12 protein-coding genes and 1 other RNA gene are annotated in these 12473 nt (G+C 33.8%); 3 read left to right on the top strand and 10 right to left on the bottom strand.

Features of this window, described 5'->3' with window-relative positions; all coding sequences use genetic code 11:
• Window positions 1–3 precede the first annotated feature (3 nt).
• On the top strand, window positions 4–1419 hold the full coding sequence (locus tag FYC62_RS07120; RefSeq protein ID WP_149075872.1) for an ATP-dependent DNA helicase: 1416 nt from the start codon (window positions 4–6) through the stop codon (window positions 1417–1419).
• Here the strand turns inward: FYC62_RS07120 and FYC62_RS07115 are convergent.
• The gene (locus FYC62_RS07115) at window positions 1416–2048 is read right to left on the bottom strand and encodes a CHASE3 domain-containing protein (RefSeq protein WP_149074459.1); all 633 of its coding nucleotides are present in this window, start codon (window positions 2046–2048) and stop codon (window positions 1416–1418) included. The genes FYC62_RS07120 and FYC62_RS07115 overlap by 4 nt on opposite strands.
• A 333-nt stretch (window positions 2049–2381) precedes the next feature.
• On the opposite strand from FYC62_RS07115, the gene FYC62_RS07110 reads away from it, so the two are divergent.
• On the top strand, window positions 2382–2909 hold the full coding sequence (locus FYC62_RS07110; protein WP_149074458.1) for a DUF1905 domain-containing protein: 528 nt from the start codon (window positions 2382–2384) through the stop codon (window positions 2907–2909).
• Between the two features lies 1 nt (window position 2910).
• Here FYC62_RS07110 and ssrA read toward each other — a convergent pair.
• From ssrA to FYC62_RS07095, 3 genes are all read right to left on the bottom strand, one after another.
• Window positions 2911–3308, bottom strand: a transfer-messenger RNA (tmRNA) gene (gene ssrA, locus FYC62_RS07105).
• Between the two features lie 60 nt (window positions 3309–3368).
• Entirely contained in the window at window positions 3369–4601 is a 1233-nt protein-coding gene (locus FYC62_RS07100) for a pyridoxal phosphate-dependent aminotransferase (RefSeq protein WP_149074457.1), read from the bottom strand.
• A gap of 115 nt (window positions 4602–4716) precedes the next feature.
• Window positions 4717–5109: a DUF1573 domain-containing protein gene (locus tag FYC62_RS07095; RefSeq protein WP_039448474.1), complete on the bottom strand. Its 393-nt coding sequence runs from the start codon at window positions 5107–5109 to the stop codon at window positions 4717–4719.
• 126 nt (window positions 5110–5235) lie between these two features.
• Here FYC62_RS07095 and FYC62_RS07090 point away from each other — a divergent pair, with 126 nt between their 5' ends.
• Window positions 5236–7662 carry an alpha-ketoacid dehydrogenase subunit alpha/beta gene (locus tag FYC62_RS07090; protein ID WP_149074456.1) on the top strand — a complete coding sequence of 809 codons (2427 nt, stop codon included), beginning with the start codon at window positions 5236–5238 and terminating at the stop codon, window positions 7660–7662.
• Window positions 7663–7665: 3 nt separating this feature from the next.
• Here FYC62_RS07090 and FYC62_RS07085 read toward each other — a convergent pair whose 3' ends face one another.
• From FYC62_RS07085 to FYC62_RS17310, 6 genes are read right to left on the bottom strand one after another with little or no spacing between them, the layout of a single operon-like run.
• A complete protein-coding gene (locus FYC62_RS07085) occupies window positions 7666–8580 on the bottom strand; it encodes a Ppx/GppA phosphatase family protein (RefSeq protein ID WP_149074455.1) in 915 nt (304 codons plus the stop codon).
• 37 nt (window positions 8581–8617) lie between these two features.
• Window positions 8618–9934 carry an ABC transporter permease gene (locus tag FYC62_RS07080; protein WP_149074454.1) on the bottom strand — a complete coding sequence of 439 codons (1317 nt, stop codon included), beginning with the start codon at window positions 9932–9934 and terminating at the stop codon, window positions 8618–8620.
• A 6-nt stretch (window positions 9935–9940) separates the two neighbouring features.
• Complete coding sequence (locus FYC62_RS17785) at window positions 9941–10588, bottom strand: ABC transporter ATP-binding protein (RefSeq protein ID WP_262713581.1); 648 nt, start codon at window positions 10586–10588, stop codon at window positions 9941–9943.
• Entirely contained in the window at window positions 10558–10842 is a 285-nt protein-coding gene (locus FYC62_RS17780) for an ATP-binding cassette domain-containing protein (RefSeq protein WP_262713580.1), read from the bottom strand. Before FYC62_RS17780 ends, FYC62_RS17785 begins: the two co-directional genes overlap by 31 nt.
• Window positions 10843–10854: 12 nt before the next feature.
• Window positions 10855–11712, bottom strand: a complete 858-nt coding sequence (locus tag FYC62_RS17315; protein ID WP_240534851.1) for a PQQ-dependent sugar dehydrogenase — start codon at window positions 11710–11712, stop codon at window positions 10855–10857.
• A complete protein-coding gene (locus FYC62_RS17310) occupies window positions 11712–12293 on the bottom strand; it encodes a c-type cytochrome (RefSeq protein WP_205943819.1) in 582 nt (193 codons plus the stop codon). Before FYC62_RS17310 ends, FYC62_RS17315 begins: the two co-directional genes overlap by 1 nt.
• Window positions 12294–12473: the final 180 nt, after the last annotated feature.

The raw sequence follows: 12473 nt of genomic DNA, 5'->3' as shown, positions 1-12473 counted from the left end.
AACATGTTGATAGCGCAATCACTCCGTCAGAAATTTCCACACGAACCAAACGAGCAACAGCTTGCTTTATTTAAACTTTTGGAAGATTTTGTTGCTACAGATAGCCCTGATGCGGCCTTTTTAATTAAAGGATATGCCGGAACGGGTAAAACTACTGTGATAAGCGCTTTTGTTAATGTTTTAAGGATGCAAAAAAAGCAAGTTGTTTTACTTGCTCCAACAGGAAGAGCTGCCAAGGTTTTAACTCATTATTCAGGATTACAGGCATCTACTATACATCGTAAAATATATCGTAAGCGTACTGCAGGAAGTCCGGATTTAATGTTTAGCCTTTCTCCAAACCTGCATAAGGACACTTTTTTTATTGTAGATGAAGCCTCTATGATTAGCGATGATAAAAGTGATTTTAGTGGAAGTAGTTTACTTGAGGATTTAATCGCTTACGTTTATAATGATAAAGGCAATAAGTTGATTTTTATTGGTGATACAGCACAATTGCCGCCTGTAAACTCTTTAGAAAGCCCGGCTTTATCTGCTGATTATTTAAGTGGATTTTCTCTTGAAATGATGGGTGTAGAACTTACAGATGTGGTACGTCAGGCTCAGAAATCTGGTATATTATTTAATGCTACGCGTATTAGAAACCAAATTAGAAATGAAGAAGCTAGTTTTCCATCATTAATAACATCTGGTTATAAGGATGTTTATAAAATGACAGGAGATAAAATTATTGAAGGTTTAAACTATGCTTATGATAAATATGGTGTAGAAAATTGTTTAGTGGTTTGTAGATCTAATAAGAACGCTAATATGTACAATCAGCATATTAGAAATCAGATACTTTGGCGTGAGGATGAGATAACTGGCGGAGATTTAGTGATGATTGTTAAGAATAATTATTTCTGGATGCCCGAGGATAAAGGAGGCTTTATTGCAAACGGAGATATTGCAAAAATCTCTCGAGTAAAAAATATCCACGATATGTATGGTTTTAGGTTTGCCGATGTACAACTAGAAATTTTAGATAGTACCGAGGAAGGCTACCAAATAGAATGCAAGGTTTTATTGGATACTTTGTATGCAGAAAGCCCAAATTTATCTTACGAAAATCAAAAGATATTTTTTAATGAGGTGATGAAAGATTATGAGCACATTACCAATAAGCGTGTAAGGATGGAAGAGTTAAAAATTAACCCTTACTATAACGCTTTACAAATTAAGTTTGCGTATGCTGTAACTTGCCATAAAGCGCAGGGTGGGCAGTGGCCAGCTGTATTTGTAGATCAAGGATACTTAACCCCAGAGTTGTTAAATACCGAGTTATTAAGATGGCTTTATACAGCTTGTACTAGGGCTTCTAAAGAACTGTTTTTTGTTAATTTTATTGATGATTTTTTTAAAAAAGAGAAAGACGCTTAGCTTTTGCTTTCTGATATCATTAAACCCATAATAATTAATAAAACTAGCATGATGAGATGACCTATGGCTAATTTAAATTTCGTTATTTCACGGGTATCATTAATAATTTGCTTGTCTTTAATTTCCTGATATTTTTTTTGGCTATTAATTTTCTTGATGCTATTCTCTAAGCTATCAAATAAATTGGTTGCGTTATAAGATTTTAGTAAGGCGATAGCCTCCTCGCTTTTATCTTTATTTTTTAAATCGATGACTTTTCTTAGCTGCTCGCTTTTTAAATCAATAAGGTTTAGTAATTCATTAATTTGATCTTGTTCACTTTTCTTTAATTCTTTATAAGCGAGTATTTTCTTAAACCTTTCTTTCTCAAAATTTATCCTAAAACTAGCTTTATAATAATTTTCTAAATAAGCTTTATTGCCAGTTAAAAGGTAGCCTCTCTTGGCAGATTCGGCATCTTTTATGTTTTCTAATAGAGAATGAGAACTTATAGCAAAGTCATACTTACTTTGAACAGAATCATATTTATCGCTTATTTTATTATAAGATTTAAAAAGGGTAAAAAGATTATAAGCTATTATAATAATACAAACTGCGATAGTTGTTAAAATTATTTTCTTGTTTTTCATGATATGCAGCCTTAGCAACAAATTTTAAGTTTGTTTAACTGTTAAAGATGTTAAGAAAAACAAACTTAAACAAAACATTATCAACTAAGAATTTTAATTGACCATTACAGAACCTTTTTATTAACATAACGTAGAAGTAGGTATAACGTGGTTAGCTTAAGTAGTTCTTGATAAACTAAAAGCGTTTTCCAAAATTGATTTTGGGTTGGTTTACGAAACGGAATTCTTGTTAAAAGATTCCGTTTTGTTGTTTATAAGCTTTTTAAAGATGAATTATATAGGGGTTTAAAACATAAATCACTTTTAAGAGTTCTGCTAAGAATTAACAATGAAATGGATTATCTTATTAAAGAAGAAGATTTAATATTACAATATGAACCTGGTAAAGGTGCTTGGACCTATCATTTGGTAATTCCGAATACAGCTAATATGAAAGGGAAATGGGGTTCTTTAAAAGTTTCTGGCAATATTGATGGTTTTAGTATTAGCTCTAAAAATTTATCACCTCGAAAAAAATCAGATAAACTATTGGCTATTAACGATGAAATTAGGAAAGCTATAAATAAAACAGGAGGAGATAAGGTGAAAGTAACTCTTTATTTAGATGTTGTTGAGAAGTTAGCTGATGATGATCAAATAGTTTTAAGTTTTCAAGATGCGTTGGTATTTGATAAATTTAAATCATTGACTAAAACAGAGCAAAAGTCTATTATTGATGATATTTTATCACAACCTAACGAAGACAAACAGGTTGAAAGAATTCTTTTTATATCAATAAATGGGCTTAGGTTAGATGTTTATAGTTTTTTAGAAAATAAAACAAAACCTTGTAAAATATTGATTTACAAGGTTTTGTTTTGAAAAGTGGAGTCGGAGGGATTCGAACCCTCGTCCAAACATGGGATGAGTTGCGCTTTCTACATGCTTATTTTGTGCTTAATTGTAGAGACCAAGGTGGACACAAACATCCGGCTTAATCCTTAGCTTCTAGGGTTTTCGAGACAAAATCGAAGCGCTTTTATCCTTATTCTAGCTTTTCAGTGCTTCCATATCAAGTGCCGCCAGACCGGGCTCTTGGGAAACATCTCGCTTACACTTCTAAAGTGTAACAAAGGCAATCTTAACTCGGTTAAGATTAAGCAGCAAGAGCGTAGTTATTTTCGCCTTTTATAGTTTGAGAATCCTGATTATAGCGATGTTTTCTCAATTCGCTGCATGCTTACACACTGATCTTCCATCCTGTCAATTCCGGTCGACCCCAATTCTTTAGTTGAAAGTAGTATTGCAACTAAGAGCAACAAAAGTACCAATTTTAAAGTATCAATTTGTGTGTATTATCTCATTTTGTACAGTAACAATTCTGCCAGGGTAAACTTTTAGTGCTTCTTCTAAGCAAATCATCGCCTTTTTTAAATCAGGTTTGTTTAATACATAGGCCAATCTAAGCTCATTTTCTCCTACGCCTGGTGTAGCATAAAATCCTGATGCAGGAGCTAGCATCACCGTTTGATTATCGTAAGAAAACTCTTCTAACATCCATTGGCAAAACTTATCAGCATTGTCAATAGGGAAGCGGGCAACTACATAAAAAGCACCTCCTGGGTTAGGACAAAATACCCCTTCCATTTGGTTTAAAGCATTCACTAAAATATCTCTACGTTCTGCATATTCATGGTTTACCTCTGTAAAATAACTATCAGGAGTGTAAATAGTTGCAGCTGTACCAGCAATTTGTTCTACCATGCCTGGGCTTAGTCTTGCTTGTGCAAATTTAAGCGCTGTAGCAATCACTTCTTTGTTTTTAGTAATCATGCAGCCCAATCTAGCTCCACAAGCACTATAACGTTTTGAAACTGTATCTATGATGATGACATTATTTTCTATTCCTTCAAAATGCATTGGAGAGAAAAATTGTTTATCATCATAGCAAAACTCGCGATAAGCTTCATCTGCTATAATAAATAAATCATGCTTTAAAGCTAAGGTCTTTAAATCCTCAAATTCTTGCTTAGAGTATAAATAGCCAGTAGGGTTATTAGGATTACAAATCATAATAGCTCTGGTTTTAGAAGTTATAGCTTTTTCAAACTCGGCAATAGGCGGTAAGGCAAAACTATTATCAATAACAGACAAGATGGGTTTTATTACACTGTCACTCTGGCAGGCATAAGCATTATAGTTTGCATAAAAAGGTTCAGGAATGATAACCTCCTCACCTTGGTTTAAACAAGTCATTAAACTTATGATAATGGCTTCAGAACCACCAGTAGTTACTAAAATATCTTCTGGACTAATGTTATAGCCTAATTTATTATAATAATCTGTTAAGGCGTCTCTGTAAGACACAGTACCCTCAGAGGCGGTATAGGCCCAAACTTTAAAGTCTATATTTTTAATAGCATCCAGCATTACGGCTGGCGTTTCAATATCAGGTTGACCAATATTGAGGTGATATACTTTTTTACCTTCAGATTTTGCTCTCTCAGCAAAAGGGGTTAGCTTCCTGATCGGTGAAGCTGGCATTTGTTGTCCTTTATTGGAAATTTTAGGCATAATCCACAAAATTAGTGGTTGTTTGTTTAGGGTTTATGGTTTAATCTTTTTAACAAAGAAAAGCCTTTCCTGAAATTACAGAGAAGGCTTTTCCTGAATTTAATATGTTTAAAAATTACTTGGCGGCTTGAACCTCACCTTTGATGTATAACATCTTTTTAGGTGTTTTTGAATTTGATGTAATGGTAACAGATTTGTTAAAAGGGGCTGCAACCGCTGCATTGTAAGTAATGGTAATAGAGCCTGATTCACCTTTTTTAATTGGAGTACCAGCTTTAGGTAAAACTTCAGGAACTGTACATCCACAAGATGAAGCAATATCAGAAATAATTAAAGGCTCGTTGCCTGTATTGGTGTATTTGAAAGTAAATGAAACGGGTTTTCCTTGAGGGATTTTACCAAAATCATGTGTTTCTTCTACAAATTTAAATTCAGCTTTATTGTCTTGCATAGCAGTAAAACCTATGAAGCCCACAAGCACTGCCATAATGATTAAAATCTTTTTCATTTTTTCGAAAATTTATCCAAATGTAATAAACTCAAATTTTGTTCCAAACATTTTACTGAAATAAGCTTTAAAATTCTTCATACAAATGATATTTTCATATTTTTGAAATCTTACAAACCGGTTGATATGAGAGAGGCACAATACAAAATGACTAATCCTTTTGATACTTCTGAACTTAGTTTTGATGACTTTAAATCATTGGTAATCAATGATTATAAGATCGCATACGAGAGCAGGCAAGCCAGTATTCTGGGCCGCAGAGAGGTATTAACAGGAAAGGCCAAATTTGGGATATTTGGAGATGGGAAAGAAGTGGCTCAACTGGCAATGGCAAAGGCTTTTAGGGCTGGAGATTGGCGTTCTGGCTATTATAGAGACCAAACTTTTATGTTTGCATCAGGCATGAGTAATATCTTGGAGCTCTTCGCTCAACTTTATTCTCATACTGATATAGAAAAAGAACCAGCATCAGCCGGAAGGCAAATGAATTCGCACTTTGCAACCAGGTTTGTAAATGATGATGGTAGCTGGAAAAGTCAAACCGCTATGAAAAATAGCTCTTCTGATATTTCACCTACGGCAGCACAAATGGCCAGATTGGTAGGTTTAGCTTATGCTTCTAAATTATACCGCAAAAATCCAGAATTAAAAGATTTTGAACATTTTTCTATCAATGGTAATGAGGTAGCATTTGGGACAATAGGAAATGCATCAACGTCTGAGGGCGTGTTTTTTGAAGCTATAAACGCAGCTGGAGTTTTACAAATTCCGATGGCAATATCTGTTTGGGACGATGCTTATGGTATTTCTGTCCCTGCAAAATATCAAACCACAAAAGAAGATATTTCTGAAATATTAAAAGGTTTTCAGCGAGATGATGAAAAACCGGGATTTGAAATTTTTAAAGTAAAAGGCTGGGATTATGTTGCGCTTTGCGAAACTTATGAAAGAGCCATACAAGTTTGTAGAGAAGAGCATGTACCGGTTCTTATTCATGTTACAGAATTAACACAACCTCTTGGGCATTCTACTTCTGGTTCTCATGAGCGTTATAAGTCTAAAGAGCGTTTAGAGTGGGAAAAGGAGTTTGATTGTATTGCGCAAATGCGTAAATGGATGATTTCTTCTGCTATTTCTACAGAAGAGGAGTTAGATAATTTAGAAAGTTCTATTAAAATTGAAGTTAAAAATCTTTTAAAACAAGCTTGGAATAATGTAATGGCAGACATTAACCAAGAGAAGGAAGTAGCTTTAGGTTTGATAGATAAACTGGCTTTGGAAGAACCTTTGGTTGAAGAAGTAGCACAAAAACTACGTTCAGAAATAGATCCTTTAAGAAAAGAAATTCTATCGGCAGGTAAAAAGGCATTACGTTTAGCTAGAAATTTAAAATCTTCCTCAAAAGAAGAATTAGCACATTGGCTGGTATCTCAAGTAGCATTTAATCAAGAAAGATATAACTCAAAATTATTTTCGCAAACACCATTATCTCCACTAAAAGTTAAATCTGTTGAGGCAGTTTACTCAGACCAAACAAAAGTGGTAGATGGTAAAGATGTTTTAAACGCTTGTTTTGATTATAATTTTGATAAAAATCCTTTGCTAGTTGCTTTTGGTGAAGATTTAGGAAGAATAGGTGATGTTAATCAAGGTTTTGCTGGTTTGCAGGCAAAATATGGAGAGCTAAGAATTGCTGATACAGGTATTAGAGAAATGACCATTATTGGGCAGGGTATAGGTTTGGCGTTAAGAGGTTTTAGACCCATTGCTGAAATACAATACTTGGATTATCTGATTTTTGCCTTGAATATTTTAAGTGATGATTTAGCTAGTTTAAGTTATAGAACAAAGGCCGGCCAGATTGCTCCGCTAATTATACGTACAAGAGGGCATCGTTTAGAAGGTATCTGGCATGCAGGCTCTCCAATAGGGATGATTTTGAACTCTTTAAAAGGAATTCATTTCTGTGTACCTCGTAATATGACACAAGCGGCAGGCATGTATAATACCTTATTTAAAGGTGATGAACCCGCTTTAGTTATAGAATGTTTAAATGGTTATCGTTTAAAAGAGAAGTTGCCTGATAATGTAGGTGAGTTTACCATAGCACTAGGAGAGGTAGAGGTTTTAAAGAAAGGGAAAGATATGACGGTTGTTTCCTACGGCTCTACCTTAAAATTGGTGATGGAAGCAGCAGAAGAGTTATTAAATTATGGTATTGATGTAGAAGTTATTGATGCACAAACTTTAATGCCTTTTGATATTGCTATGGATTGTGCTAAATCTCTAGAAAAAACCAATAAGTTATTAGTTGTTGATGAAGATGTACCGGGAGGAGGAACTGCGTATATCTTAAGAGATATTTTAGAGAGACAAAAAGGTTATTATTTATTAGATATGCAGCCACAAACCTTATCAGCAGCAGAGCATCGTACATCTTATGGTTCTGATGGTGATTATTTTGGTAAACCTAGTTTAGATGATATTATAGAGAAGATTTACCAAATGATGCAAGATTCTAATCCGAAAAAATATCCAGGCTTTTACGCATAAAGATTAATGAGCTTGTTGCGTTAATAAACCTTCTTTAAGGGCATATTCGCAAGCTATAATTTTCTCTATTTGTAGTTCTTTGATTACGTATTTAACAATCATAGAAGCCATTAAAATCATATCTACACGTAAAGGAATAAGACCTTCTATTTGAGATCTTTGATTGTGGTTTGATGCTATAATCTCATCAATTAAATCAGCTAGTTTCTGGTTTTCTAAGCTTATCCAAACATCATCATGAGGTTTAATAAAACCTCTGGCTGTAAATATTTCTCGGTAAGAGTCAAACGCACCAGCGGTACCTATAAGTTTTGTAGGTTGATGTTCTTTACAAGCCTCTTCTAAATCTTTTAATTTGTTTATGAAGTGATTATTGATGTTGTTGATGTCTTTTTCTTCTAAAGGATCATGATGGTAGAAATCTGCCAATAACCTAGCTGCGCCAATACGGTAACTGTTTTTCCAGAAAACTTTTTGCTGGTTACACAATATAAACTCTACACTGCCGCCACCAATATCCATAACTAGGCATTTTTCATTTACAATAGCTCCAGATGCTCTAGCGCCTTCATAAATGAATAAAGCTTCTTGATGACCGTTTATGATTTCAATTTGGATTTTACACAGCTCATAAACGTCGTTTATGAAATTTAATCCGTTTGAAGCGTCTCTTACAGCCGCAGTTGCGGTGGCTTTTACCTGTGTAATTTCATATTCCTTTAGTACTTCTGCAAAATAGGCTAAGGCTTTTAAACCTCGCTGGTAAGCAGCAGGCATAATTTCTCTTTTATTAATCCCACCTTCACCTAGTTTAACTGCAATAGTTTTAGTGTAAATAACTTTTATTTTGCCAGCCTCTATTTCGCCAATAAGCAGATGAAAAGTGTTTGTACCAATATCTATAGCAGCAGAAAGCATTTTTGTATAAGATTAAGTCAAGAATTACTGAAAATGATCATTCTTTGTAGAAAAACCATTTTGCTAGTTCTTTATAAGTAACTTTTTTGCCATACATTAAAATACCTACTCTGTATATTCTAGATGCTATCCAAGTGGTGAAAACGAAACCTGCTATTAATAAAACAATTGATAAAATGAGTTCCCAGGCTGGTACACCAAACGGAATTCTAATCATCATAGCAATAGGGGAGGTTAGTGGTATAATAGACAGCCAAAATGCTAAAGGTCCATCAGGATTATTGATAATCACATTCATCCCAACAATAAAAGTAAAAATAAGCGGTAAGGTTATAGGAAACATAAACTGCTGCGTTTCGGTTTCATTATCTACAGCAGAGCCAACGGCGGCAAATAAAGCGCTATAAATTAAGTATCCTCCAATAAAATAAAATAAGAAAGAACCTATGATATAAGTGAAGTTAATAGTGCTTGCAGCATTGATGAATTTTATAGCCGGACTTTCTTGTGTTTTAATAGGATTTACATTAGCAGCACTGGCTTTAGTATCAACTTTTTCTGTTGTAACAGCTTTTTGGTCTGGTGCCAAAAATTTACCGGCAGCTATAGATATCGTACTTGATAAGATAATCCATAACAAAAATTGCGTTAAACCAACTGCGCCAATACCTAGTATTTTACCTAGCATCAGCTGGAAAGGCTTTACGGAAGAAACGATAACTTCAACAATTCTGTTGGTTTTCTCTTCTATTACACCACGCATAACCTGTGCTCCGTAAATGAAAAGAGAAAGATAAATCAGAAAAGAGGATATAAAACCCACTACATAAGTTGCGCCTATATTAGAGTCTTTTTCTCCTTCATCTGTTAGCTGCTTTGCATTAATATTTATTTGAGTTTTAGAACTTTTAAGAACAGCTGTATCTATACCGGCAGCTATAAGCTTTTTGTTTTGGATGATGTTTTCCATTTGTTTTTCAACATCATTAAGTAAACTAAGTCCGGGTTTTTTTGCCGATAAAATTTCTATATCATTTGAAGAAGCGTAGTCTTTTGGAATGTAGAGTAACAATAAATCCTTTTCGTTTTTGATTTTACTCTTGTTGGCAGCATAATCTCCATCTGTATACTTGAAAGTTGTGGTTTCAGAATTTTTAAATTCGTTTTTAAAGATTCCACTTTCATCTAAAACTAAAAACTTTTTTTTGCTTTCTCCTTCACTTTTATAAATGAAGAATACGGCTGCATACATCGCAATAAATAAAGAAGGAACTAAGAAAGTAAGGATTAAGAACGATTTCTTTTTTACCCTGCTGAGGTATTCTCTTTCGATAATTAGAAAAACTTTTTTCATGAAGGCTTAGTTTAATGCAGTAACTTTTTGTATAAAAATTTCATTGATGCTAGGAATAACTTCTTCCATATGCTTGATTTGAACCTGTGGTATAAGTTCTAATAATACATCGTTAGTTTTAATTCCTAGGTTTAATTTGATGGTAATTTCTTGCGTTTCATCTTGAACAGCTTCTTGAATAACTTCGAAATTACTAGGTTGAGAAAGATTTAAACTACCCTCGTATTGTATTTTATAAGTTTCGTTACGGTAAGCATTTTTAATGTCTTTAATGCTGCCGTCTAATATTTTATGAGATTTATGAATAAGTGCAATATGATGACATAGTTGCTCCACAGATTCCATCCTATGGGTAGAGAATATGATGGTAGTTCCTTTTTTATTAAGCTCTAGAATTTCATCTTTTATGATTTCTGCATTAACTGGGTCAAAACCCGAGAAAGGTTCATCCAGAATGATTAATTCTGGATCGTGAAGTACGGTAGCTACAAACTGCACTTTTTGTTGCATTCCTTTAGAAAGATCTTCAACTTTTTTCTTCCACCAGGTTTGCATCTCCATTTTTTCGAACCAGAATTTTATTCTTTTTATGGCATCAGCCTTACTTAATCCCTTAAGACGGGCTAAGTAAAGCATCTGTTCACCAATTTCCATTTTTTATAAAGGCCTCTTTCTTCTGGTAAGTAGCCAATTTTATTAATATGTTCTGGATTTAGCTTTTCACCATTAAAATAAACCTCGCCACTATCAGGCGCTGTAATTTGGTTAATAATTCTAATCAATGAAGTTTTACCAGCGCCATTTGGACCTAGTAAGCCAAATATTTTACCTTTTTCGATTTCTAAACTTACATCGTCTAGGGCTCGGTGCTTTGTATATTCCTTAACAATATTTCTGATGCTTAACATGGAGTATATGTTTTAGTTGACTGGAACAAGTTTATAAATAATCCCCGGATTTTCAACTGTTATATATAAATAACCATCCGGACTTGTTCTTACGTCTCTAACCCTGCCAATGTTTTGAAAAAGTAATTCTTCTTTAACTACTTTATTATTTACAAGTTCGCAGCGGTTTAAATAAGAATATTTTAGAGAGCCTATCATCACATTATTATCCCAACCTTTATAAATATTACCATTTGCAAATGCTAATCCGCTTGGGGCGATAGAAGGCACCCAGTAATGTAAGGGTTGTTCCATACCTTCTTTAGCTGTTCTGTTGGTAAGAATAGTACCATTATAATTGATACCATAAGATATTACAGGCCAGCCGTAATTCTTTTTAGGTAAAATTAGATTTAGCTCATCGCCTCCACGTGGGCCATGTTCATGAGATATAATCTCGCCATTTTTAGGGTTCACAGCTAAGCCTTGAGGGTTTCTATGTCCGTAAGAGTAAGTTGATGGAACTACTTTTTTATCACTCAAAAAAGGATTGTCTTTAGGGATTGAACCATCAGCATGTATGCGATGTATTTTACCTAAACTGTTGTTATCTAAACTTTGAGGATTTTTTTCATGGTCGCCACGCTCTCCAACAGAGAAATAAAGATAACCGTCTTTAGCAAATATCATTTTTGCACCATAATGTCTTCTTGTTGATTGGTAAGGCTCTGCAACAAAAATATCTTTTTGTTCTGTAAGCTGGTTTCCACTTAATTTAGCCATCATAATAGCGGTGGTAGAAACCGTTTTACCGTCAACTTTCTTGAATTTATTATAAGACAAATAAAGTGTTTGGTTTTTCTCAAATTCTGGATGTAATAAAAGATCCATTAAACCACCTTGTCCTTCTGATAAAATTTCTGGTAAACCTGAAATTTCAGTAGCTTTTTATCCTTAGAGATTCTTTTTAAGCTAGCTTCTTTGTAAGTAACCAATAAATCTCCACCCGGTAAAAATGCAATAGACCATGGCGACTGTCCGCCAGCATAAATTGTGTCTAACCTAATGCTAAGCTTCTCTGTTTTAAAAACATTAGATTTTGGCTTAGCCGATACCGCATATTTATCAGCGTTTTTAAGTCTGTCTAAAATGTAGTCGGCTAAATTATAGATTTCGTTATCTTTAAAAGCGGCTGAGAAAGAGGGCATACCGCCATCAGGATAACCATTTTTTATAGCTTTAAAAATGTCTGCTCTTGTGTTTCCGTACTTCCATTTTCTATCAATAAAAGTATTTAAATTCTCGCCATGGCAACCACCGCAATAGGTTTTATAATGCGCAGCAGCTTGACCAAAATTTTTACTTTCCTGTAATTTAACCGGAGTAAGAGCTGGTTTTGTTTCTGGTTGGTTTTGATATAAGGCAGCCGATATTGCAACAGCACTTATAACAGTAATAATAGGTTTAAGCATAGTTTGAGTGGTTTCTTTATTTTAATTTTATGAAGTTACAATTTTGATTAAAAATTGTTGCTTCTGCCATCTATTATTTTAGATACAAAAGTGAAAAAAAGTGCTTAATTTTTAATTTAAATCGATTTCTAAAATCTGATTTATTTAATTGAGTTCATAAAAAAAGCGAAATTTTAAAAT

Source organism: Pedobacter aquae (genome assembly GCF_008195825.1).
GTDB classification, from domain to species: domain Bacteria; phylum Bacteroidota; class Bacteroidia; order Sphingobacteriales; family Sphingobacteriaceae; genus Pseudopedobacter; species Pseudopedobacter aquae.
This window is presented reverse-complemented; position numbering and strand designations above follow the sequence as displayed.